The 24,102-nt window shown below is 65.5% G+C and carries 21 protein-coding genes, 2 pseudogenes and 1 riboswitch; of the genes and pseudogenes, 6 read left to right on the top strand and 17 right to left on the bottom strand.

Features of this window, described 5'->3' with window-relative positions:
• Positions 1–88: 88 nt before the first annotated feature.
• From NW75_RS26170 to phnX, 4 genes and pseudogenes are all read left to right on the top strand, one after another.
• A pseudogene (locus NW75_RS26170) lies at positions 89–280 on the top strand (molybdopterin cofactor-binding domain-containing protein); the annotation flags it as partial.
• Between the two features lie 313 nt (positions 281–593).
• The gene (locus tag NW75_RS08535) at positions 594–1,904 is read left to right on the top strand and encodes a DUF5690 family protein (RefSeq protein WP_033964731.1); all 1,311 of its coding nucleotides are present in this window, start codon (positions 594–596) and stop codon (positions 1,902–1,904) included.
• Positions 1,901–3,037 (top strand): TIGR03364 family FAD-dependent oxidoreductase, encoded by a 1,137-nt coding sequence (locus tag NW75_RS08530; RefSeq protein ID WP_033964729.1) that lies wholly within the window; start codon positions 1,901–1,903, stop codon positions 3,035–3,037. Before NW75_RS08535 ends, NW75_RS08530 begins: the two co-directional genes overlap by 4 nt.
• Positions 3,034–3,846 carry a phosphonoacetaldehyde hydrolase gene (phnX, locus tag NW75_RS08525; protein WP_033964728.1) on the top strand — a complete coding sequence of 271 codons (813 nt, stop codon included), beginning with the start codon at positions 3,034–3,036 and terminating at the stop codon, positions 3,844–3,846. Before NW75_RS08530 ends, phnX begins: the two co-directional genes overlap by 4 nt.
• Positions 3,847–3,849: 3 nt before the next feature.
• Here the strand turns inward: phnX and NW75_RS08520 are convergent, their stop codons facing one another.
• From NW75_RS08520 to NW75_RS08490, 7 genes and pseudogenes are all read right to left on the bottom strand, one after another.
• Positions 3,850–4,137 carry a DUF3325 domain-containing protein gene (locus NW75_RS08520; RefSeq protein WP_137902744.1) on the bottom strand — a complete coding sequence of 96 codons (288 nt, stop codon included), beginning with the start codon at positions 4,135–4,137 and terminating at the stop codon, positions 3,850–3,852.
• Positions 4,138–4,142: 5 nt separating this feature from the next.
• On the bottom strand, positions 4,143–5,705 hold the full coding sequence (locus NW75_RS08515; RefSeq protein ID WP_033964724.1) for a PepSY-associated TM helix domain-containing protein: 1,563 nt from the start codon (positions 5,703–5,705) through the stop codon (positions 4,143–4,145).
• On the bottom strand, positions 5,702–5,905 hold the full coding sequence (locus NW75_RS08510; protein ID WP_231565060.1) for a hypothetical protein: 204 nt from the start codon (positions 5,903–5,905) through the stop codon (positions 5,702–5,704). The genes NW75_RS08515 and NW75_RS08510 overlap by 4 nt, the downstream gene beginning before the upstream one ends.
• A 132-nt stretch (positions 5,906–6,037) precedes the next feature.
• A complete protein-coding gene (locus NW75_RS08505) occupies positions 6,038–8,167 on the bottom strand; it encodes a TonB-dependent siderophore receptor (protein ID WP_033964738.1) in 2,130 nt (709 codons plus the stop codon).
• Positions 8,168–8,305: 138 nt separating this feature from the next.
• Positions 8,306–9,712 carry a M20/M25/M40 family metallo-hydrolase gene (locus NW75_RS08500; RefSeq protein WP_033964719.1) on the bottom strand — a complete coding sequence of 469 codons (1,407 nt, stop codon included), beginning with the start codon at positions 9,710–9,712 and terminating at the stop codon, positions 8,306–8,308.
• A 60-nt stretch (positions 9,713–9,772) separates the two neighbouring features.
• Positions 9,773–10,744: a retropepsin-like aspartic protease gene (locus NW75_RS08495; RefSeq protein WP_033964717.1), complete on the bottom strand. Its 972-nt coding sequence runs from the start codon at positions 10,742–10,744 to the stop codon at positions 9,773–9,775.
• 42 nt (positions 10,745–10,786) lie between these two features.
• Positions 10,787–13,119 (bottom strand): annotated as a pseudogene (locus NW75_RS08490) (ligase-associated DNA damage response DEXH box helicase).
• Positions 13,120–13,484: 365 nt separating this feature from the next.
• Between NW75_RS08490 and NW75_RS08485 the strand changes: the two are divergent.
• Positions 13,485–14,483, top strand: coding sequence for a ligase-associated DNA damage response exonuclease (locus tag NW75_RS08485; protein ID WP_033964716.1), 999 nt, complete (start codon positions 13,485–13,487; stop codon positions 14,481–14,483).
• A gap of 36 nt (positions 14,484–14,519) precedes the next feature.
• On the opposite strand, the gene NW75_RS27300 is transcribed toward NW75_RS08485, so the two are convergent.
• The 10 genes from NW75_RS27300 to NW75_RS08440 all read right to left on the bottom strand — a co-directional run bounded on the left by NW75_RS27300 (position 14,520) and on the right by NW75_RS08440 (position 23,748).
• Positions 14,520–14,642 (bottom strand): hypothetical protein, encoded by a 123-nt coding sequence (locus NW75_RS27300; protein WP_269430301.1) that lies wholly within the window; start codon positions 14,640–14,642, stop codon positions 14,520–14,522.
• The gene (locus NW75_RS26165; protein WP_231565059.1) at positions 14,633–15,706 is read right to left on the bottom strand and encodes an ATP-binding protein; all 1,074 of its coding nucleotides are present in this window, start codon (positions 15,704–15,706) and stop codon (positions 14,633–14,635) included. The genes NW75_RS27300 and NW75_RS26165 overlap by 10 nt, the downstream gene beginning before the upstream one ends.
• Positions 15,598–17,106 (bottom strand): PAS domain-containing protein, encoded by a 1,509-nt coding sequence (locus NW75_RS26160; RefSeq protein WP_231565058.1) that lies wholly within the window; start codon positions 17,104–17,106, stop codon positions 15,598–15,600. The genes NW75_RS26165 and NW75_RS26160 overlap by 109 nt, the downstream gene beginning before the upstream one ends.
• A gap of 176 nt (positions 17,107–17,282) precedes the next feature.
• A complete protein-coding gene (locus NW75_RS08470) occupies positions 17,283–18,353 on the bottom strand; it encodes a threonine aldolase family protein (protein ID WP_033964736.1) in 1,071 nt (356 codons plus the stop codon).
• 52 nt (positions 18,354–18,405) lie between these two features.
• Positions 18,406–18,515: riboswitch (SAM-I-IV-variant riboswitch) on the bottom strand.
• A gap of 62 nt (positions 18,516–18,577) precedes the next feature.
• A complete protein-coding gene (gene rpoN / locus NW75_RS08465) occupies positions 18,578–20,095 on the bottom strand; it encodes an RNA polymerase factor sigma-54 (RefSeq protein WP_033964714.1) in 1,518 nt (505 codons plus the stop codon).
• 128 nt (positions 20,096–20,223) lie between these two features.
• Positions 20,224–21,000 carry an LPS export ABC transporter ATP-binding protein gene (gene lptB / locus NW75_RS08460; protein ID WP_033964713.1) on the bottom strand — a complete coding sequence of 259 codons (777 nt, stop codon included), beginning with the start codon at positions 20,998–21,000 and terminating at the stop codon, positions 20,224–20,226.
• Between the two features lie 144 nt (positions 21,001–21,144).
• Positions 21,145–21,669: an LptA/OstA family protein gene (locus NW75_RS08455; RefSeq protein WP_010405000.1), complete on the bottom strand. Its 525-nt coding sequence runs from the start codon at positions 21,667–21,669 to the stop codon at positions 21,145–21,147.
• Positions 21,670–21,674: 5 nt separating this feature from the next.
• Positions 21,675–22,310 carry an LPS export ABC transporter periplasmic protein LptC gene (lptC, locus tag NW75_RS08450; protein ID WP_033964711.1) on the bottom strand — a complete coding sequence of 212 codons (636 nt, stop codon included), beginning with the start codon at positions 22,308–22,310 and terminating at the stop codon, positions 21,675–21,677.
• Positions 22,303–22,923, bottom strand: a complete 621-nt coding sequence (locus tag NW75_RS08445) for a ribonuclease D (RefSeq protein WP_033964709.1) — start codon at positions 22,921–22,923, stop codon at positions 22,303–22,305. Before NW75_RS08445 ends, lptC begins: the two co-directional genes overlap by 8 nt.
• Before the next feature lie 48 nt (positions 22,924–22,971).
• Positions 22,972–23,748 (bottom strand): TerC family protein, encoded by a 777-nt coding sequence (locus NW75_RS08440; RefSeq protein ID WP_033964734.1) that lies wholly within the window; start codon positions 23,746–23,748, stop codon positions 22,972–22,974.
• Here NW75_RS08440 and NW75_RS25045 point away from each other — a divergent pair.
• The coding region (locus NW75_RS25045; protein WP_197057764.1) for a hypothetical protein at positions 23,747–24,102 on the top strand (356 nt) is incomplete at its 3' end. The two genes, NW75_RS08440 and NW75_RS25045, sit on opposite strands and share 2 nt — an antisense overlap.

Genomic DNA, 24,102 nt, shown 5'->3' with positions numbered 1-24,102 from the left:
CCGCGCCGCCGCCCGCGCGGGCTGGGGCGAGAAATTGCCGCCCGACACTGCGCTCGGCATCGCCACCAGCTTCGGGCAGGAGCGCGACATGCCGACCTGGGTGGCCTGCGTCGCGCGCGTTCATGTCGATCGCAAGACCGGTGTGGTGCGCGTCGAGAAGCTGACTTTGGTCACCGATGCTGGGACGATCGTCGATCCCGATGGCGCGCTGGCGCAAACACAGGGGGCCGCTTTGTGGGGCCTGAGCATGGCGCTTCATGAGGGCACCGAATTCGTCAACGGACTGGTCAAGGATACCAATCTCGACACCTATCAGCCGCTGCGCATGGCCGATGTGCCCGAACTGGACATTGCCTTTGTCGAAAGCGAGCACGTCCCGTTGCCTTGGCGAACCCGCGACGACGGTGGTCGCGCCCGCGATCGGCAATGCGATCTTCGCCGCAGTGGGTGCGCGCGTGCGCCACTTGCCGATTACCCCGGCGGCGGTGCTCGACGCGCTGGCTGGTCGATCGGCCTGAGCCGAGCAGCCGACGCGAGACTGTCATACAGCGCGCTTAGGGCCAGTCGCAGTGGGATCGGGCCGGGGTACAGAGGTGGAAAGTCGTTTTCGACGCGCTTTGGGGCAGGCCCATCCTGCGGTGTTCACGGCGGTCGCCGGAACCGCGGGTTTCTGCGCCTATTTCGCGATGTACGCCTTTCGCAAGCCCTTCACGGCGGCGACCTTCGAAATGGTGCCGGGCTGGCATTGGATGCTCGATTACAAGATCGCGCTGATCGTCGCACAGGTCGCAGGCTATGCGCTGTCGAAGTTCATCGGCATAAAGGTCGTGTCGGAAATCGCGCCGCGCCACCGCGCCGTTGCCATCCTCGGTCTGATCGGCCTGTCCTGGCTGGCGCTGGTCGCCTTCGCGATCATCCCGGCACCGTGGAACGTCGCGGCCTTGTTCCTCAACGGTGTGCCGCTTGGCATGATCTGGGGGCTGGTCTTTGGTTTCATGGAGGGTCGGCGCGTATCCGAGGTGCTCGCCTCGATGTTGTGCGCGAGCTTCATCCTGTCGTCGGGCGTGGTCAAATCGGTCGGCACCTGGCTGATGCAAAGCGAGCATGTCGACCGCTTCTGGATGCCCGCCGCGACCGGCCTGCTGTTCATGCCGCTGTTGCTGGTGTCGGTCTGGGTGCTGAGCATGCTGCCGCCGCCGAGCGCGCGCGACGAGGCCGAACGCGTCAAACGCGCACCGATGACCGGGGCCGAGCGCCGGAGCTTCCTCAAAGCCTATGCGCCCGGGCTGATCGCGATCGTTATCGCCTATGTCCTGCTCACCGCCTTTCGCGATTTCCGCGACAATTTCGCCGCCGAGATCTGGGCCGCGCTCGGTTATGGCGGGAAGGCTGCAATCTTCTCGGCAAGCGAGCTTCCCGTCGCACTGATCGCGCTTGCCGGCATGGCGCTGGTCATTCTGGTGCGCGACAACCGCCGCGCGTTGCTCGTCATCCATATCATGATCGCGAGCGGCTTCGCGCTGCTTGGGGTCTCGACGGTTGCGTTTCAGGCGCATTTGATCTCGCCCTTTGTGTGGGTGGTGCTGTCGGGTTCGGGGCTCTACATCGCCTATAGCCCGATCAACGCAGTGCTGTTCGACCGGATGGTGGCGGCCAGCGGTCGCATCGCGAATGCCGGTTTTCTGATCTATGTCGCCGACTCGTTCGGCTATCTCGGCAGCGTGGCCTTGCTACTGTGGCGCAATTTCGGACAACGCTCGCTCGACTGGCTGAGCTTCTTCATGGGCGGGGCCTATGTCACCAGCGTGGTCGGCACGGTGCTGACGTTGTTCGCTGCGCTGTATTTCTTCCGCCGCGCCCCGGAACAGCGTGCCGCTGAGACTCTGGCAGCGGTGCCAGCATGAGCGAGCTCGACTCCTACGACGTCGCCATCGTCGGCGCGGGGATCGTCGGCCTCGCCCATGCGCTCGCCGCTGCGCGCGACGGACGCCGTGTGCTGGTGATCGACCGCGATGCACAGGCCAATGGCGCCTCGATCCGCAATTTTGGCTTCGTCACCGTCACCGGCCAGGAACAGGGCACCGTCTGGCGGCGCGCGCGCCGCTCGCGCGATGTGTGGATGGAAGTGGCCGGGCCTGCCGGGATCGCGGTCGAGCATCACGGCCTGACGATGGTGGCCCAGCGGCCCGAGGCACGCGCGGTGTGCGCGGCCTTCCTGCAGACCGATATGGCGGAAGGGTGCGCCTGGCATGACGCCGAGGCGGCGCAAGCGCTGCTCGGCCCGATCCACCCGGCCGCGCTGGAAGGCGTGCTGACCAGCGCGATCGACATCCGCGTCGAATCGCGCACCGCCATCCCAAAGCTGGCGGCATGGCTCGCCGCGCATCACGGCGTCGAATTCTGGCGCGGCGTCGCGGTGCACGGCGTCGAGACCGGGCAGCTCGATACTTCGGTCGGCACGATCCCCGCGCGCGCGATCATCGTCTGCCCCGGCGACGATCTCGCCACGCTCTTCCCCGACTCCCTCGCCGGAATCACGCGCTGCAAGCTGCAGATGCTGCGCCTCGCCGACCCGGGCTACCGCCTGCCCGGGGCGATCATGTCCGATCTCGGCATGGTGCGCTATCTCGGCTATGCGGCCTTGCCCGAGGCGGCGGCGCTGCGGCAGCGGCTGGAGGCCGAACAGGCCGACCACCTCGCCAACGGCATCCATCTGATTGTGGTGCAAAGCGCCGATGGCAGCCTGGTCGTCGGCGACAGCCATCATTATGCCACCACGCCCGATCCGTTCAGCAAGGACGCGGTCGATGCACTGATCCTCGACGAATTCCGCGCGGTGTTCGGGCATGTCCCGCCGGTGCTCGAACGCTGGACCGGGACCTATGCCTCCGCCGCCAGCCACAGTCGCGTCACGCGCCCGCTGCCCGGCGTACAGGTGGTGACGGTGACCAGCGGCACCGGTGCCTCGACCGCCTTTGCGCTTGCCGAGGAAACGATCGCGGCGATCGCGGCGCAACCCCAAGGAGCCGTTGCATGAGTTTTCCGATCAAGGCCGTGGTGCTCGATTGGGCGGGCACGATGATCGATCATGGCTGCTGCGCGCCCGTCATCGCGCTGCAGCGCGTCTTCGCCGATGCCGGTGTGGCCATTTCCGAAGAGGAAGCCCGCGCCGATATGGGCCGCGCCAAACGCGACCATATCCGCGCGATCCTGGCCAAGCCGCGCGTGGCCGAAGCGTGGCAGGCGGCGCACGCGACATCCCCTGCCGAAAGCGACGTGACCACCTTGCACGATGCGGTCGAACCGATGATGCGCGGCGCGGCCAAGGACTGCGCGGCACTGATCCCCGGTGCGGTCGAGCTCACCGCGACGCTGCGCGCGCACGGCGTGAAGATCGCGTCCTGCACCGGTTACACCCGCCCGATGATGGCCGACATCCTGCCGCTCGCCGCCGAACAGGGTTATGCGCCCGATGTGGTGGTCTGCTCGGGCGAAACGCTGGAGGGCCGCCCCTCCCCGCTGATGCTGTGGAAGGGCCTGGTCGAGCTCGGCGTATGGCCCGCCGCAGCGTGCGTGAAGGTCGATGACGCCACGGTCGGCATTGGCGAGGGCAAGGCAGCCGGAGCCTGGACGGTCGGGCTTGCTGCTTCCGGCAATGGCGTTGGCCTCAGCCATGACGCTTTGCTCGCGCTCGCCCCCGAAGAGCGCGCCCGCCGCATCGCCGCCGCCGCCGCCGACCTGCATGAGGCCGGCGCGGATTATGTCATCGACAGCGTGGCCGATCTGTGGCCCGTGCTCGAAACCATCGCACGCCGGATCGAAGCGGGCGAACGCCCTGCCGCATAGGGGCTAGGGCCTTGGCGGCGTGCGGGGCGGCAGCGCGGCAGGCAGCAGGTTGAGCAGCAGAAAGGTCGCGGCCGCGCCGACCATGCAGCTTGCCACCCAGCCGATCGGCCCGAACACAGCGCCCCACGCCACGATCGCCATGACGAAATCGACCCCGACGCAGACCCACGCGGCGATGCGCAAGCGGGTCGCGGCACGCGGCGAACACCGTCGGCCCCAGCCGCGCTCGTGATGGCGATTGGTCGAGAGCGCAAACAGCATGAAGGCGATGAGCCCGAGCAGGAACGCCACAGCCTTCACCCTGCGAGCACCGTGGCGGCGGCGCGCGATCGTACGCGTCGCGGGCGCGCGCGGTGCCGCGCGACGGCGCGCGCCATCCAGCCGAAAGCGCACCCTAAGGCAAGCAAGGTCAGATCGACCCCAGCCAGCGTCCAGTCACCGCTGGCGATCGTCCGAGGCAACCCCCTGTCGGTCGCCAGCATGTCGAAGACGGGCAGCGCCAGCAGCAAGCCCGCCGTCAACCCCAGCAGGTCAACCCACGCGCGCGTCGGTTTGCGCAGAAAGGCGTAGAGCAGCAGCACGCCCCATAAAGCGAACATGACATTCACTTCCGCGTCTGCACGCTGCGGCAGCAGCGGCGGCAACAGGCGATTGGCCCAGAGAAAGCCCACCATCGCCGCCGGAAACCCCGCGATGAACCCGACATTCAACCGCTCAACCAAGCGGAAACCGAAATGCGGCCGCGCTGGATCGGGCAGCTTTTCCCGCCGCTTGACCGTCCACAGCACCAGCCCGCTCGCCACCATCAACGTGCCGCCAAGGCCGCACAGGAAATATACCCAGCGGATCGCGGTATCGGCAAAACGTCCGGCATGCAGCCCAATCATCGCGCCCGCCGTGACCTGCGCGCCACCAGGCGGCGGCGACGCCCAGATCAGGCGACCGCTCACGCCATCATAGCCGAGCTTGGGGGTGAAGTTGGACAGTGATGCCTGGCTGCTTTTGGCCAGCGTGACTCGCGCCGCCGCATCCCCGGCAAAGGTCACCAGGATCGCATCGACGGGCCCGCCCAGCCGGGCTTGTCCATCGCGCACCACCCGCGCCAGATCGACCAGCGGCGTGGCCCGCCCGGTACGCGCCACCACCGGAGCCTGCGGGTACAGGATTTCGCCGAAGGTGCCGGTATCGCTATAATTGGCGACCACCGCCCATGGCATCAGCATCGTCGCCAGCGTGACCAGCCCGGTATAGGTAATCATCAAGTGGAATGGCAGGCCGAGCACGGCTGCGGCATTGTGCCCATCCAGCCACGATCGCTGGCCCTTGCCCCGCCGCAGCGTGAAGAAATCGCGGAAGATTTTCTTGTGCGTGACGATACCCGTCAAAATCGCGACCAGCATGAACATCGCGCAAGTGCCGACGATCCAGCGCGACCACAGCACCGGCAGGTAAAACAGGTCGAAATGGAAGCGGTAGAAGAAATCCCCGCCGCGCGTCGCGCGCGCAACCACGGGGTGACCAGCACCGTCGATCCTCGCGGAGGCCTCGCCGCCGTCATGCTTGGGCGGCGTGTCCGCCCCCGGCACCCAATAGACGCTCCCGCTCGCCGAGCGCGTGGTCGGCACGGTGATGAACCAGGAGTCGGCCCCCCGCGCTTGCCGCGTGAGAAAGGCTTGCGCACCCCGCACGACCGTCAACGGATCCGTAATCGCGGGCAGTTCGGGTTGCGCCCAACGGTTCAGCGCCTCGCGCCAATAGGCCGTGGTGCCGGTGAGGAACACGACGAACAACACCCAGCCGACCAGCAAGCCGGACCATGTGTGGAGCGTCGCCTGGCTCTGGCGGAACCCCGTCTTCATACCCGGCCCCACGCGTGGATCGACACAGCGGTGATCCCGGCAGCAACGATCCCCGCCAGCACGATCGTCCACAGCGCCCTCCAGCCGCTGCGCGCGGCAAACGCCCACATTGCGGTGAACGCGCAAATCGCGAAGGCGACGATCGTGGCGGCGAAGGTCGCCTGCGCCGCCCCAAATGGCAGCACCCGCGCCAGCGCCATCGCCCACAGACTCGCGACGGCATAGCCGCCCGGGATCGCCGCAACGACGCGCAGCGCGGTATCGCCGCGCCGTCGCCAGGCGCGGGCGGCATCTCGTTTCGGAAAAAGTGGGGCGTTGCGACACTGCCGCCCTCACCAACGATAGGCGATCGTGCCTTGCACGGTGCGGCGGTTGCCATACCAGCACCAGGCATAATCGAGATAGCACGTCGTTACATATTTCTTGTCGAAGATGTTGGCGGCGTTCACGCCCAAGGTCAGGCCCTCGAGACGTGGCGCAAGCCGACCGAGGTCGTAGCGGATCTGCCCGTCGAACAGCGTGAACCCCGGCGTGCTGACCCGCGCGGTGGTCCCCGCATAAATGCTGTCGACATGCCGCACCGCCCCGCCAATGGCGAAGCCTTGCCAGGCTCCCTGACGCGGTGCCCATTCGAGATTGGCGGAAACCCCGCCGCGCCCGACGCCGAGAATACCGTTACCGATATTGGCCGGATCGGCATCGGCGATGGTGCGCACCTTCTGCCGACTATACGCCAGCTTGGCGTTGAAGCCGTAGGGCAGCGGTGCATTGGCCTCGACTTCGAAGCCGGTGGAGCGCACCTTCCCGCTTTGCAGCGCGAACAACGAATTGGGGATCGCGGTCAGCAAATTGGTCTGGTCGATCTGGAACCACGCCGCCGTGACGAGGATCTTGCTGCCCGGCACGGTGTATTTCGCGCCAAGTTCGATCTGCTTGCCGAGCGAGGGTTTGGCCTGGCGGAGCGTGCCATCGGCATTCTGCACCGTTCCGCTCTGCGGCTCGAACGAGGTCGAGTAGCTGGCATAAGGCGCAAGCCCGAACGCGGTCGTGTACAGGACGCCCGCGCGATAGGTGAATTTCTGCGACGTTTCCGGCGCGGCGGCACCCGAAGTCGTCCGCGCCCAATCCTGCCGACCGCTCAGCACCACCCGCAGCCCGCCCGTCGAAATCTCGTCCTGCGCATAGAGGCCGGTTTGCGTCTTGCGCGGCGCGAGCACCCCGACCGTGCCGCCAGGCACCGTCTCGGGCGTCAGCGGCACCGCCATCGTGCCGTAAATGGGATGATAGCCGTCAAGCGGCGTGGCGGTGCCAAAGGCATAGACTTCGCGCGCGTGACCGGCCTGATGGTCGACCCCCAGCAGCACCGCATGCGTCAGCGGCCCGGTCGAGAAACTGCCGCGAAGCTGGTTGTCGAACACCCAGGAATCGCTCCGTTCGCGCGTCGCATAGGATGCGCGGTCATATAGCGTCGTGCTGGTCGCGCTGTTGGTCAGCGATCCACTGGCGTAAACGATCCCGAGATTGGAGGTGGCATGCTGATAGCGCCCCGACGCGCGGACGCTCCACCCCGATCCGAAATCATGGTTGAGGATATAGGTGCCCGCCACCTGCTCGCGCTTGAAGACATTCCCCGGCTCGCCGAAATCGCGCGTGGTCGGGATCTGGCCATTGGGGTTGGCCAGGAACGTGCCCGATGCCGGGAACACGCCGTACGTGCCGTTATACGGATCATGCGAATAGGCACCGAGCAGCGTCAGGCTGGTCGCGTGGCCCGCGCCGATCGTCACCGCGCCCGAGATTGCCTCGCGCTCGCGCTTGCCGAAATCCTGCTGCGTATGCGCGCCATTGACGGTGCCGTTCACGCGCCACAGGATCGATGATCCGGCACGCCCGCCGACATCGGCATCGGCGCGGTACAAATCATAGGTGCCATAAGTGCCCGACACCGCGCCGTAAAAGTCACGGTCGAGCGGCAGCTTGCTCGACATCGCGATCAGGCCGCCCGGACCCGATTGGCCATAGAGCACCGATGCCGGCCCTTTCACCACCTCGATCCGGTCGAGCCGTGAGACGTCGATCTGCGGCGACAGGTAGCCCGCACCGTCGATCAACTTCAGTCCATCGAGAAATTGCGGCGCGTCGAAGCCGCGCAGCTTGAACTGGTCATACACTTCGGCGCTCGACCCGCGCTGCTCGGTCGTCGCACCCGCCACAAAGCGCAGCGCCTGGTTGAGGTTCTGCAGCCCGAGGTCGGCAATGTCCGCCGCGCTGATCACGCTGATCGACTGTGGCGTCTCGGCGATCGGCACGGCGCTCTTGGTGCCTGCGGACGCTTCGTTGCGCGGACGCTGACCGTTTACGACGATCGTGCCGTCCTCCAGATCGCTCTGGCTTTGCGCCAAAGCCGGGCTGCCGATCACGACGGTGCCAAGCAGGAGCGCCGATACGAAATGCTGTTTCACTGCGAATCCCTCTTTTATCGAGGGCCGCGCAATGTCCTTTTTGAGATCGATTATCAATAGCAATTATTCGAAAAATGGTCCGGCGGCGAATGGCCGTCGGCGGTGGCGGCGGGACCGGCCCGCCACCACCGCTTGCGATCATCCCGCGAAGGCCTTCACCAAATCAAACAGATAGTCGCGGCCCTGATACAGCGAATCCTTGCGCATCCGCTCGTTCAACCCGTGCATCCCGTTGCCATCCTTATCCAGGAAGAAGCCCGGCACGCCGTACACCGGGATGCCGACCGCCTCGAGAAATACACCGTCGGTTGCGCCCGTCGACATCAGCGGCAGAAGCGGCAGGCCCGGAAAATGCTTCGCCGCGACCGCCTTGACCGGACCGACGACCTTGGGATCGAGCGCGGGCGGGACGGCGGTCGGGCGGATCGGCGCGTTGGCGGTCACCTTTACCGCAGGGCCAGCGAGTTCCTGCAATTTGGCCAGTGTGCCCTCCACTGTCTCGCCGGGGAAGATGCGGCAATTCACATTGGCGGTGGCGCGCTGCGGCAACGCATTTTCGGCATGGCCCGCATTCACGATGGTCGCGACGCAGGTCGTGCGCAGCGTCGAATGCATCATCTTGTCACTGCTGACGATCTTGTCGGCCGCCGTATCTTGCGGATTGGCCAGCAAGGCCGTGATCGCCGTGCGCAGCGGCGCGGGCGAGCCAAGCGCGGCCATGCCGAAGAACGCCCGCGTCGTCTCGGTAAACTTTACCGGAAACTCATAGCCCTGCACCGCCTTCAACGCGTCCGCGAGCTGATAGATGGCATTGTCCGGCACCGGTTGCGAGCTGTGCCCGCCAGGGTTGGTCGTCTCGAACGTATAGTTTTGCGCGGCCTTCTCGCCGACCTGCAGCGCGAGCAATTGCGGCTTGCCATCGGGGCCGTAGCGCCCGCCCCCACCTTCGTTTAGCGCGAACTCGGCATCGATCAGGTCGCGCTTGTTCTTGGACAGCCATTCCGCGCCGTTAAAGGCAAAGGTGGTTTCCTCGCCACATGTCAAAGCGAGCTTGATCGTGCGCTTTGGCCGATAGCCTTCGGCCTTGAAGCGGACCATGCTGTCGGCCCACACCGCCGCCATCGCCTTGTCGTCGACGGTGCCGCGCCCGTAATAATAGCCGCCCTCGTCGATCAGCGTGAACGGATCGCGCACCCAGTCCGCGCGCTTGGCCTCGACCACGTCGAGATGCGCCAGCAACAGGATCGGCTTGGCCGTGGCATCGCTCCCCTTCAGCACCGCGACCAGCCCGCCATCCTTGGGATGATCGGGCACCGCAAAATAGGTAATGTCCTGGTCGGCATAGCCCGCCGCCTTCAACCGCGCGCCAATCTGCGCCGCCGCCGTCGTGCAGCTTCCGCTCGACAGCGTCGTGTTGGTTTCGACCAGTTGCTTGTAGAGGCCGAGATAGGCCTTCTGGTCGGGGCGGTCCTGCGCCAAGGCCGCGCTGGCAAGCCCCGCCACTCCCAAAATCGTCGCCCCCAAAAATGTGCTGATCGCGCGCATGGTAAAGCCCCCAAGGTTATGTCGGGAGGAGGCTAACGCGGCTTGGGCGTAACGCAACCGTTAGCGCGTCGCGGCACGCTTTGGTTTGGCGAAGCGCAATTCGTGATTGGCGAAATCGATCCGCACCTGCCCGAACAGGCGCAGCGCATCCATGCCGAGAAACAGCGCCGGGCGTGCGGTCAGCCCAAGCCGGGCAAAGGGTGCGGCATCCGAAAACGCCACCGGCAAATTGGCAAAGCCGGTGTCGCCGATCGCGAAACGCGGCACCAATCCGAATTGCGTCTCGAGCTTGCCGCCGGTTACGCTGAGCAAGGTCATCGGTTGCGCCTGCGCCAGATCATCCCCGACCAATCGCCGCAAGGCGAGATTGCCCATGCTGACGACTGCGCCGGTATCGATCACCACGCGCACCTTATGCCCTTCATAGCTGGCATCGGTGACGACGAGCTGGCCCGCGCGATTGCGCGCACGCACCACGATGTCGCCCGGGCCGAACACTTCGCGCTTGGTGCGCTTGGTCGCCGGCACCACCGTCATCGTACGCGCGGCGAAATCGATCGTCACTGCGCGGCCTTGCAGCGTATCAATGCCGACCAACCCCTGCCCGCCCAGATTACCCGCGAGCAATGCGGGTGCCTCGATCCCCGATCCGCGCAGCCGAGCGCCCTCGACCAACGTCTCCGCACCGATGCTGATCTCGGGCAAGACGAAGGTACCCGCCCCGGTCGAGCCAGCCATCGCGCTGATACGAACCCGTTTACCCGGTGCCAGCCCGAGTGCAGTCGCGAGGTCGCGTGCGATGACGGTGCGTTCGGCACCGGTGTCGACAATGAAGCGATAGGGGCCGTTCTGGCCGATCATCACCGGCACCGACATGCGCAGCCCGTCATCGGTAAAGCCAAGCGCATCGGCGGGCGTTTCGGACTCTTCCTGCTGCGTCGCAGCGGACGGCGGGGGTGGCCCGCGGGTCTGGAGCGGCGCGGCGGCGAGCGCCGTTGCCAACGGCACGATCAAGACGAGCGCCGGGGCCATATCCGCGAAGCTACGCCCGCGCCGGGTCTGTAACAAGCCCGGTCAATCGAGCCGCATCGCTTCCGCCGCCAGCACTTCGGCCTCCAGCAGCAACGCATCGTCGGCCAGCCCCTGCGCGATATGCTCGCGCCCGATCAGCGTCAGCACCGGCACCGCCAGCGGCGAAATCCGCTCCAATGGCACATGCAGCATCGTGTCCGCCGCGCGGTCGAGCAGATCGGCCAAGCGCCCGACATCGGTCATCCGCGCGCGCGCATCGGCCCACGCCGCCTGCAGCAACAAATGGCCGGGCTCATATTTGCGCAGCACGTCATAGATCAGGTCGGTCGAGAAACTGACTTGCTTGCCGGTCTTGCGCTTGCCCGGAATCTGCCGCTCGACCAGCCCGCCAATCACCGCGACCTCGCGAAACGCGCGTTTCAGGAGCGAGGATTGCTGCACCCAATCGACGAATTCATCCTCCAGGATATCGCGCGAGAACAACGCTGCCGGGTCGGTTACGGACTCAAGCCCGAAACACGCCAGCGCATAATCATTGGCGACGAAGCGATCGGCTTCAGCCCCTGCGTCTCCATCCGCCGCGTGATGAGCATGCCTAGCGACTGATGCGCGTTCCAACCCTCGAAGCTGTACGCGACCAGATAATGCCGCCCCTCGCGCGGGAAGGTCTCGACCAGCAATTGCCCCGGTCGCGGCAGCACCGATCGCTGCTGCTGCACCTCCAGCCATTCGCGCACATCGTCGGGGAAGCGGTGCCACCCCGTGGGGCTCGCCAGAAAGCCGCGCACGCGCTCGGCGAGATTGGTCGACAGCGGCATCCGCGCGCCGCCATAGCTTGGGATGCGCGCGGGGCGCGAGGTCGCGCGCACCACCACCGCCTCGGTATCGATCCGCTCGACCTCCAGGCTCAGCCCGGCAAAGAAGAAGGTATCGCGCGGCGACAGCGTCGCGGCGAACCCCTCCTCGACGCGCCCCAATGTGCGGCCATTGCCGAAGCGCACGCTCAGCATCGTCGCCTCGACGATGATCCCGGCGTTCAGCCGGTGCTGCGCGATGAAACGCGGATGGCTGACGCGCCAGCTTCCGTCCGGCTCCTGCGTCAGCCGCTTGAACTTGTCATAGGCCTTCAGCGCGTAGCCGCCATCGCGCACGAAGCCGAGCACTTGCGCGAAGGTGTCCGCCGTCAGCGCGGAGTAAGGCAGGGCCGACCGCACTTCGTCGAGCAGTGCCTCTTCGCGGAAGGGCGCGGCACAGGCACACGCCATCACATGCTGCGCCAGCACGTCGAGCGCGCCCATGCGGAACACATCGGCATCCAGTTCGCCCGCCTCGATTGCGTCGAGCGCCGCACGCGCCTCGAGATATTCGAAGCGATTGCCGGGCACGACGATCGCCTCGGAGGGTTCATCGAGCCGGTGGTTGGAGCGCCCGATGCGCTGCAGCAACCGCGACGATCCCTTGGGCGCGCCCATCTGGATCACGCAATCGACATCGCCCCAATCGACCCCAAGATCGAGCGAGGAGGTCGCCACCAGCCCGCGCAACCGCCCATCGGCCATCGCGCCTTCGACCTTGCGCCGCGCCTCCAGGCTGAGCGAGCCGTGATGCACGCCAAGCGGCAAGTTCATCGCGTTGACCTTCCAAAGATCCTGGAAGATCAATTCGGCCAGCGCGCGGGTGTTGCAGAACACGATCGTCGTCTTGTGCGTCTCGATCTCGGCGATCACCTGTTCGGCGGCATAGCGCCCCGAATGGCCCGACCATGGCACGCGCCCCTGCGGCAGCAGGATCGTGACATTGGGCGGCGCGCCCGCCGCTCCGCGCACCAACCGCACCGCATCGATATCGCCATCGGGCGCGAGCCAGGCGCGATAGGCATCGGGATCGGCCACCGTCGCCGACAGCGCCACACGGCGCAGACCGGGGGCGAGGCGTTGCAGCCGCGCCATGCACAGGCTCAACAAATCGCCACGCTTGCCGGTGGCGAAGGCGTGGACCTCATCGACCACGATCGTCTTCAGCCCTTCGAACATCAGGCTGCTATCGGGATAGCTGAGCAACAGGCTGAGCGATTCGGGCGTGGTCAGCAGGATCTGCGGCGGGCGAATGCGCTGTCGCGCCTTGCGGTCGGAGGGCGTGTCGCCAGTGCGCGTCTCGACGCGGATGTCGAGCCCCATTTCGGCGATCGGGGTGAGCAGATTGCGCTGCACATCCACCGCCAGCGCCTTTAGCGGCGAGACATAGAGCGTGTGCAGTCCCTCGCTCGGGGCCTCGACCAGATCGGCCAGTGTCGGCAAGAACCCCGCGAGCGTCTTCCCCGCACCAGTGGTGGCGACGAGCAAGCCATGATCGCCCGTGCGCGCGACATCGAGCATCGCCAGCTGATGCGCGCGCGGCGCCCAGCCCTTGGCGGCGAACCATTCGGTGATCGCGGGGGGGAGCGGAGCGGTCAAACCGCGCCCCACAGTCCCTCTCCCCTTGGGAGAGGGAGGGAGCCGCAAAGCGGCGGAAGGGTGAGGGTGACAGGTCGCGCAACGGCAAAACCTGTCACCCTCACCCTTCCCACGCCTGCGGCGCGGGCCCAGTTTCGGGTGAACAGCGCCCCGCGCTGTTCAGGTCGTGCCGGGGGCACGACCGACCCGAAACTCCTCTCCCGATGGGAGAGGGAGATAAGGGAGAGGGAGATCGGAACACAATCTCCAAACTGGGAACCATCGGCCATCCCGCCCATATAGGCACGATGGCAAAGCTCGGCGACTGGGTCGAACCGCACCCGCACGGCCTCTATGTGAAACCCGCCGACCTGTGGGTCGATCCGGCGCGCCCGTCGCCGGTGGCGCTGGTGACGCACGGCCATGCCGATCACGCGCGCGGCGGCCACGGCGCGGTATGGGCGACGCCGGAAACGCTCGCGATCATGGAAACGCGCTACGGCCCCCAGGCGGGCCACCCGATCGCATATGGCGACAGCCACCGTTTCGGCGAAGTCACCGCCACCTTCGTCCCCGCCGGGCATGTGCTGGGATCGGCGCAGATCCTGCTCGAATATCGTGGCGAGCGCATCGTCGTTTCGGGCGATTACAAACGCCGCGCCGACCCCACTTGCGCGCCGTTCGAACCGGTCCAATGCGACGTGTTCATCACCGAGGCGACCTTCGGCCTGCCGGTCTTCCGCCATCCCGACACCGGCGACGAGATCGACAAATTGACCAGCGCGCTCCACGCCAACCCGGCGCGCTGCGTGCTGGTCGGGGCCTATGCGCTGGGCAAGGCGCAGCGCGTCATCGCCGAATTGCGCGCGCGCGGGCATGATGCGCCGATCTACATCCACGGCGCGCTCGAACGGCTCTGCGCACTGTATGAGGAACACGGCGTGGCGCTGGGCGAACTGCGCCCCGCCACCACCGCGAGCAAGGCCGAAATGATGGGCCATATCGTACTCGCCCCGCCCGGCGCGCTCGCCGATCGCTGGTCGCGCCGCCTGCCCGATCCGATCACCGCGATGGCCAGCGGCTGGATGCGCGTGCGCCAGCGCGCGGTGCAGCGCGGCGTCGAACTGCCGCTGATCCTGTCCGATCATGCCGATTGGGACGAGCTGACTGCGACGCTCACCGAAATCGCCCCGCGCGAAGTGTGGGTGACGCATGGCCGCGAGGATGCGCTGGTGCATTGGTGCCAGACGCACCAGATCAAGGCGCGCGCGCTGGCGTTGCTGGGCTTTGAGGATGAAGACGACTAGCCCCTGCGATTGCGCCAGCGCCGCTTGCAGCCCGGCTCACCGCACCGTCTTGCGCAACACGCGCGAAAGTTGCTCGACGGAATACGGCTTGTGCAGCAGCTCGAAGCCATCGGGCACGCTTTCGACCAGCACGCTGCTATACCCCGATGTCAGCACCACGGCAGATCGGGATAGTCGCGCCGGATCGTCTTGGCCAAGGCCACGCCGTTCATCCCGGGCATCACCACATCCGAAAAAACCACGTCGAAGCGCGCGGCATCGTGCGCGAGTTCGGCCAGCGCATCCTGCGCATTGGCTGCCCACACCGTGACATAGCCAAGCTCGGCAAGCGACTGGGTGGTGAACGTCCCGACTTCGATATTGTCCTCCACCACGAGCACGCAGGCACCGTGCCCATCGGCAACGCCTTCGACCGGCGGCTCGGTCGCCTGTACCGTCGGCGGATCGACCTGAGGCAAGTAGAGGGTGAAGGTGGCACCCTGGCCAGGGCTGCTCTCGACCGTGATATCGCCGCCGGACTGCTTGGCGAAGCCGAACACCTGGCTAAGCCCGAGCCCAGTGCCTTGCCCAACCCCCTTGGTGGTGAAGAAAGGCTCAAAAATGCGCTCGATCTGATCGGGATCGATGCCGATTCCAGTGTCGCGGATCGATATCGCGACATAGCGGCCCGCAACCGCCGGGTGCGCGCGAACCGCCGGAATGGCGGGAACCGCGCGTACCGCTATGGCGATATTCCCGGCACCGTTCATCGCGTCGCGCGCATTGACCGCCATGTTGACCAAGGCCGTATCGAGCTGGCTGGGATCGACATTGGTGAAACACGGCTTGTCGGGCACGTCGATCGCGATGACGATGCGCGAGCCCGTCAGCGTGCGCAACATGTCGGAAATAACGTGCAGGCTTTGCCCGACATCGATCACTTCCGGCTTCAACGCCTGCCGCCTCGCAAAGGCCAGCAATTGCCCCGTCAACTTGGCGGCGCGATCGGCAGTGTCGGAAATCGCATCGATATACCGTTCCCGCCGTTCGTCGCTCAGTCCCGGTCGCTTCAGCAAGTCCGTCGCCGATTGGATGACGGTCAACAGATTGTTGAAATCATGCGCAACGCCACCGGTCAGTTGCCCGACCGCCTCCATTTTCTGCGATTGGCGCAACGCATCCTCGGCAGTTTGGAGCGCGCTGGTCCGCTCGGCGACTTGCTGTTCGAGCGAGGCGGCAAGCAACGCCAGTTCCTGTTCGGCGCGCGACGCTCGGTCGCGATGCGCGTTCGCTCCGCCACTTCGCGCATGAAGGCGATCTCGTCCTCGTGCCACGTCCGCCGTGTGACGTGGTTGAGGTATAGCAAGGCGACCAGCCCGCCATGTTCGGTGAGCGGCATGTTGACAAAGGCGCGTGCCGAAATCTCCTCCAGCACTGCGGCGGTTTCGGCGGTGCGCGGGTCGGTGCGGGCATCCTCGACGATCACGGTTTCGCCGCGTTTCAGATCGTCGATATAGCTGCCATAGTCGCGGAACTGCAGCACCCCGGCGAGCGTGTTCACCCCCGGCGCATTCCAGTCGCGCGCGATCGTGATCGTTTCGGCCCGCGTGTCGACCTCGCCATAACCGGCGCGGCTGACCCCGAGCGTCCGCGCAATGATCTCCGCCGCCGCAAAGGAGATATCGTCGGGGTCCTCGGTATCGCGAAAAACGTCGGACAAATCGACCAGCGCGGACCGCATCCGCTCGGCGCGGCGCTGGTCGGTGATGTCGGTCGAAACCCCGGCGATGCGCAGCGCGCGGCCCTGCGCATCGAAGAACGGCTGTCCGCGCGACGCCAGCCAGCGCAATTCGCCATCGGGGCGGTAAATGCGGTAGACGATATCGTAGTCATTTCCCTCTGCGATGCAGCGCTCGACCTCCGCCACGCTCCTGCCGCGGTCGTCGGGATGGATCGCCTGCAGCCGATCCTGGTAGGTGAACGGCTGATCGGCGCGCAGGCCGAAAATCTCCTTGCACGTTTCCGACGCGGTCAGGCGCTTGCTGGCAATATCCAGGCTCCATGTGCCAAACCGTGCCGCCCTGAGGGTGAAGGCGAGTTCGCGCTCATGTTCTTCCTGCAACCGCAACCGATCGGTCAATTCCGCCATCAACGAGGCGTTATCGTCTTCCAGCCCCTTCAGGCGCTCGCGCTCGATCGTCACATCGACCTGGCTGGCGAAGAAATAGGCCAGCACGCCCTCGGTATCGAACACCGGGGCCATCAGCAGCCGGTTCCAGAAGGTCTCGCCGTCCTTGCGGTGGTTGAGAATGTCGATCTCGAGCGGCTCGACCCGCTCGACCGCCTCGCGAATGCGCTGCACGGTTGCGGGGTCGCTCTCCGGCCCCTGCAGGAAACGGCAGTTCCGGCCGAGAATTTCGTCGCGCGGATATCCGCTCAACCGGCAAAAGGCGTTGTTGGCAAACACCACCGGGTTGTCGGGCAAGCGCGGATTGGTGATGATCATCGGCATCCGCGTCGCGCGCACCGCCGCCACGAACGGGTCGGTCCCCAGATCCTGCCCGATCAACTCCGCCGCGATGCGCTCGGCATCGGCGGTCAACCGCGGTGCCCGATCGGTCGGGCGTTCGACAGTGTCAGGCACAGGTAGCTTTTCTGGAGTCGTCACGAAGTACTCGGCAGCGAAGGATCATCCTTCCCATCATAACGCCAAGCGCGCAGAAATGGTCCATCGCACAGAAAAGCAGGGGCAGGACGGGCAAGATCCTACGCGTTCTTGAAAGAATGCTCGATCGAACAGGATCTTGTCCGCAACACGCGTCAGGCATCCTCCAACATCACTGCGGCCTCGGTCGACACGAGACCACTGATCTCGCGCAGATCCTGGGCCAGCGCGTTCACACGTGCCAGGTCGGCGTCCCACGCAAACATGAAGCGCGCCCCACCGCCGATGAAGGTGTAGAAACGCCAGCCGCGCTCCCGCAGGCGATCGAGCACGATGTCGGGTGCGGTCAGAAACACCGCATTCGCCTCGACCGGGAACATCAACGCAACGCCGGGCATGTCTCCGACCGCAGCTGCCAGGGCCTTCGCGCAGGCGTTGCCATGTTGCGCGTTGGTCAACCACGCGCCGCTCTCCAGCAACCCCACCCATGGGGCCGACAGGAAGCGCATTTTGGAGGCAAGTTGCCCTGCCTGCTTGCAGCGATAATCGAAATCCTGCGCCAGCGCGGGATCGAAGAACAACACCGCTTCGCCAACCGCCATGCCGTTCTTGGTGCCGCCGAAACACAAAACGTCCACGCCGGCACGCCAGGTGATGTCGGCCGGGGCACAATCAAGCGTAGCGCACGCGTGCGCAAATCGGGCACCATCCATATGGAGTCTCAACCCGAGTTCGCGGCACACCGCCGACAGCGCCTCGATCTCCTCGATCGTGTAGACCTGCCCGGTTTCCGTGGGTTGCGTAATGGTCACCACGCGGGGCTTTGGAAAATGAATATCGGCGCGGCTGGTGGCGAGCTTGCGAATCGCGTGCGGGTCAAGCTTGCCGCTTGTCGTCGGTGCCACCAACAGTTTGGAACCGTTGGAAAAGAACTCCGGCGCGCCGCACTCGTCGGTCTCGACATGCGCCTGCGCCGAGCAGATCACGCTATGATAGGATTGGCAGAGCGACGCCAGCGCCAAGGAATTCGCCGCCGTGCCGTTGAAAGCAAAGAACACCTCGCATTGCGTGTCGAACAGTTTGCGAAAGGCATCGGATGCCTGTTGCGTCCAGTCGTCATCGCCATAGGCATTGGCCGACCCCGCATTCGCAAGCTCCATCGCTCGCCACGCTTCGGGGCAGATGCCGGCATAGTTGTCGCTGGCAAATTGCTGGGCTTTTGGCATCGTCACGCTGTCCTTTTTCCGGTTCGGCACCAGGAAACAGTACGACAGGTGGCTTAGTCCCGTTTGTTGCCGGTCCGGCCACATCCCCCCGCTTGCACGGAGGCACCACCTTGCTGGGAAGCAGGTTGGTGTCGGGCGTCGTCCCGACTCTTGATGCTGGCGCGTGAGTATCCGCTCAGCGTCGGCAGATCAAGATGCTGCCGGGCACCCCGATCCGAGGCCAATCACCCCGCGCCCAGCGCCCGCGCGCGTCGCCGTTGCACCGACGACCCGATGCCCAGCGCCTCGCGATATTTGGCGACGGTGCGCCGCGCAATGTCAAAGCCCTTGGCGTTGAGCAGTTCGACCAGCGTATCGTCCGACAGGATCTTGTCGCCCTCGCCCGCGATCAGCGCCTTGATCGCCGATTTCACCGCCTGCGCCGACACCGCATCGCCACCGTCGGACGACTGGATCGCCGAGGTGAAGAAGTATTTCAGCTCATACAGCCCGCGCGCGCACGACAGATATTTGTTGCTGGTGACGCGGCTGACCGTCGATTCGTGCATCTCGATCGCATCCGCCACCTGGCGCAGCGTCATCGGCTTCAAATGCGCGACGCCGTGCAGGAAGAACGCCTCCTGCTGCTTCACGATCTCGGTCGCCACCTTGATGATCGTGCGCTGGCGCTGGTCGAGCGCTTTCACCAGCCAATTGGCGCTGGCGAGCATGTCGCCCAGCCACGCCTTGCTCGCTTTGTCGCCGCGCGCGGTCGACAATTCGCTGTAATAGCTGCGGTTGACCAGAACGCGCGGCAACGTTGCGGCGTTGATCTCGATGCCCCAGCCATCCTTGCGCTTCGCCACGAACAGATCGGGCACCACCGCCTGGGTCGGCTCCCCGCCATAACGGCAGCCGGGCTTGGGATCATAGCCGCGCAATTCGCGGATCATGTCGGCGAGATCCTCGTCATCGACATCGCACAACCGCCTGAGCCGCGCGAGATCGCCGCGCGCAACCAGATCGAGATTGTCGATCAGCCGCGCCATGCACGGATCGTAGCGATCAGCCTCCTTGGCTTGCAGCGCCAGGCATTCGGCCAGATCGCGCGCGCCGACCCCGGTCGGATCGAAGGTCTGGATGATGCCGAGCACCGCCTCGACCCGCACCAGCGGCACGCCCAGCCGGGTTGCGACATCGAGCAGCGCGGCGGTCAAATAGCCGCATTCGTCAATCTGGTCGATCAAATGCGCCGCGATGAACAGGTCCGGCCCATCCACCGCCGTCCCCGCTTGGGCGAGCAGATGGTCCTGCAGCGTCAGGCCGGTATCGGCAAAGCTGTCGAAATCCGGGCCATCCTCCCCCATCCCGCCGCCGCTGCTGGCCCCGTTGAGGCCAAGCGCGCCGTCCATGCCCGCCGCGCCCGGCTGATCACCGATCGAATCCGATGCGCTGTCGTGGTGGAAGCTCTCGGCGGTGAAATCGACGTCGAGCGAGGCCTCCCCGGCATCGCCCCCGCTGATCAGCAATTGGTCGGCGGTGGCGGGTTCGTCGCGGATCGGCGCATCGGCTTCGCGTTCCTGCGTAGGGCCGTCATCATCGGGTGCGCTTGCTTCGAGCAGCGGGTTGCGCTCGATCTCCTCGGCGAGGAAGCCCTCAACCTCGAGGTTCGACAGCGCCAGCAAGCGAATCGCCTGCTGCAATTGCGGCGTCATCACCAGCGATTGCGACTGGCGCAGGTCGAGGCGCGGCGCGAGGCTCATCGGCTGGCCACCCAAATACCGTTCGCCCTGAGCCTGTCGAAGGGCCCGCGCAGCGAGCAAGGTCCCATCTGCGGCGAGCAGTGCTTCGACAAGCTCAGCACGAACGGATTAAGAGCAGTCCGCATACCCTAAAGCGAGAAGCCCTCACCCAGATACAGCCGCCGCACATTCGCGTCCGCCACCAGTTCCTCGGGCGAGCCGGTGAACAGCACGCGGCCATCATAGATGATATAGGCGCGGTCGACGATTTCGAGCGTCTCGCGCACGTTATGATCGGTGATGAGTACGCCGATACCGCGTTTCTTGAGTTCGCAGATCAAATCGCGAATGTCGGCGATCGACAGCGGATCGATGCCCGCAAACGGCTCGTCGAGCAGCATGATCGACGGATCGGCAGCAAGCGCGCGCGCGATCTCGGCGCGGCGGCGTTCCCCGCCCGATAGCGCCATCGACGGGGAATCGCGCAGCCGCGTCAGCCCGAATTCGTCGAGCAAGGTGGTCAGCCGCGCCATGCGCTGCTCCTTGTCGGGCACCGCGAGTTCGAGCACGCTCAGGATGTTTTGCTCGACCGTCATGCCGCGGAAGATCGAAGTTTCCTGCGGCAGATAGCCCAGCCCCAGGATCGCGCGGCGATACATGGGCAGGCCGGTAATATCCTGTCCGTCGAGCATGATACGGCCCGAATCGGGCTTCACCAGCCCCATCACCGAATAGAAGCACGTCGTCTTGCCGGCACCGTTCGGGCCGAGCAGACCGATCACCTCGCCCTTGCCGACCGACAGCGACACATCGGTCAAAACGCTGCGCTTGTCATAGGATTTGGCGATCGACACGACCGACAAGCCGTCCAGCACCGGCACTTCGGCGATCGGCGGGGCGTTTTCGAGGGTGAGGGTCTCGGTCATTACAGGTCCCGTGCTCGCACTTTAGAGTGAACGAAAGGTTACCGCGCCGTATTTGGCAGGATTCGTGCATGGTCGCGTGCGCAACCTAGGCGAAACCCGTTCGGCTGGGAAGATGCCGCCAGCCGAAGCGTGCGCGCGGTCGCCTCAGTTGTCGCGCTTGGGCACCGAGAAGGTGCCGCTGACGCGACCGCCACTGCTCTTGGTTCCGGTCGCACCGCCGCCCACCGAATTGCCGTCGATCACCGCGCGCCCGGTATCGAGGTTGATCGTCAGCCGACCGCCATTCACGGTGTTGCCGCCCTGGATCAGCGTTACCGCGCCCAGCATCGTCACCACGCGCTTGTTGAGATCATACACCGCGAAATTGCTGCGCGCGGTCTGGTCGGGGCGCGTGACGGTGACGCTGCCCGAGGCGTCGAGGCGCGACACTTGCGGGCTGCCATCCACAATCTGGCCGGTGTAAGCGACTGTCATCCGCGCCGAATTCAGCGTCATTTCGGCTTGCTTAACCACGACATTGCCCGTCAGCACCGCGCGATTGGCCTTGTCCTGCAGCTCGATATGGTCGGCCGAGAAATTGATCGGCGCGGTCGAATTATGCGCAGTCTGCGCATAGGCTGCGCCCGCGAGGGCGGACGACAGGGCGATAAGGGCAAGGGTGCGACGCATGTGCGCTATCTCGTCTTTCGCGGGACGATCCGCAAGCGGGCATTGCCGTCCAGCCGAACAACATGGTTTTCGAGATCCGCGTTCATCTGGTCGCCGCTGAACGTGCCCTGCGGCACCGTTCCCGTGACCGCGCCCCCGCTTTTCAGCGTCTTGGACTTGAGATCGAGGGTCGAATTCTGAGTCTCGAGCCGATAGCCGCCGCTGCTTTTCACCTGCAACGGCCCATCGATCGTGACCTGCTGGCGATCCATATTATAGTGCCCGCGATCGCCGACGACATCAGCCGGACCGTCGGCCAACCCGATTTGCGCCGACAGCTTCTGCAACCACACCACCGGCTCGGCCGAGCTTTTCTGGATCGCCGACCCTGCCACCAGCGCGAACGGCTGCCCCTTATCGTCATTGCCGCGATAGGTCGCCGACTGGACACGCAACCGCTCCTTGGCGACTTCGACCTTGTTCTTGTCGAGCAGGAAGCTGACATCCCCGCCCGAATACAGCGGCAGCACCACCACGAACGCCGCCAGCACGCCGATCAGAATCGGCAACACCACGCGCAGCACGCCGATCGTGCGATCGTGGCTGCTGCCCGGTGCCGCCCAGATCAGGCGCTGGCTGCGGATGGCCCCCGAATCAGGCATGCGCGAAAATATCGACCTCCGGCCAACCCGCCAGATCGAGTTCGGCGCGCCACGGCAGGAACTGGAAGCACGCCTGTGCCAGGTCGGTGCGCCCTTCGCGGGCGAGGCGCAGGTCAAGCTCGTTGCGCATCGCGTGCAGATAGCGCACGTCCGACGCGGCATAATCCTTTTGCGCTTCGCTCAGCACCGGGCCGCCCCAATCGGACGATTGCTGCGCCTTGGAAATGTCCTGCCCCAGCAATTCGCGCACCAGTTCCTTCAGCCCGTGGCGATCGGTATAGGTGCGCACGAGGCGCGAGGCGATCTTGGTGCAATAGACCGGGGCTGCGGTCACTTCGAGATAATGGCTGATCGCCGCCAGATCGAAGCGCGCGAAGTGGAACAGCTTCACCCGCGCCGGATCGGCCAGCAGCGCGCGCAAATTGGGCGCGGCATAATCGCTGTCGGGGGCAAAGCGCACGAGATGCTCGTCCGGCCCGCCATCCGAAAGCTGCACCAGGCACAGCCGGTCGCGCGGCGTGATCAGGCCCATCGTCTCGGTGTCGACCGCGATGTCGACGCCGGGGACGAACAGATTTGCGGGGATGTCTTCTTCGTGGAGATGCACTGTCATCGCCCGGCCCTAGCGGCGAATCGATGCGCGCTCAATGGGGGTCCGCCGCTACCGCTGGCGCGCGCGGGCCTTGCGCGCGGCGATGTTGAGCGTTTCGACCAGCCCCGAAAACGCCATCGCGGCGTAGATATACCCCTTGGGCACATGCACGCCGAAGCCGTCTGCGATCAATACCGCGCCGATCATCAACAGAAAGCCGAGCGCCAGCATCACCACGGTCGGGTTGCGATCGATGAAATTGGCAAGCGGCGTCGCCGCGATCAGCATCACGCCGACCGCGACGATGACGGCGACGATCATCACCGGCAAATCGTCGGTCATGCCGATCGCGGTCAGGATCGAATCGATCGAGAACACCATGTCGAGCAGCAGGATCTGCACGATCGCCGCGCCGAACGACATTGCCACCGAACTCTTCTTGTCGAGCACCTCGCCCGAATCGTCGGGGTCGATCGTGTGATGGATTTCGGTCGTCGCCTTCCACAGCAGAAACAGCCCGCCCGCGATCAGGATCAGGTCGCGCACCGAAAAAGCGGTTTCGAAGGAAGGAACGCCGTGCGCATCGACCGCGCCGGCAATCCCGAGATCGAACACCGGCTCGACCAGCCCGGCGATCCAGGCGATCGCCGACAACAGCACCAGCCGCAGCCCCAAGGCCAGCCCGATGCCGACGCGCCGCACTTTCACCCGCTGGCCTTCGGGCAGCTTGTTCGAGAGCAGCGAAATGAAGACGAGATTGTCGATGCCGAGCACAATCTCCATCACGATCAATGTGGCGAGCGCCGCCCAGGCGGCGGGATCGGCGAGCAAATGGAGGATCGACATGGCACCATCCTGTGCCGGGATTGCCACGGTCGCGCAAGATCAACACAGGACGCGCCGCATTTTCGACGAATTTGTTCGCAGCGCCTTAAATTTTAGGCTAACACGAGTCGGTGGCACATTTGGTTTGGTGCACGAAGCCCTGCGTCTTTCGTCCGACGCAACGGTTGCTATAACGATGTCGGAGAACCGGGAAGACGAACAGGGCATGAGTTTCGATAAAGGACGCCGCGGCGATCGTGGCGGGCGTGGGCGCGACAAGCGCGACGGTTTCGGCGACAGCGGCGGCTTCGACGGCGGTTTCGGCGGCGGTGACCGGTTCGGTGGCGGCGATCGCTTCGGCGGTGGCGGTGGGAC

The organism is Sphingomonas sp. Ant H11 (genome assembly GCF_000797515.1).
Taxonomy (GTDB): domain Bacteria; phylum Pseudomonadota; class Alphaproteobacteria; order Sphingomonadales; family Sphingomonadaceae; genus Sphingomonas.
Note: the sequence above shows the minus strand (reverse complement) of the source record. Positions and strands in the feature narration are given on the sequence as shown.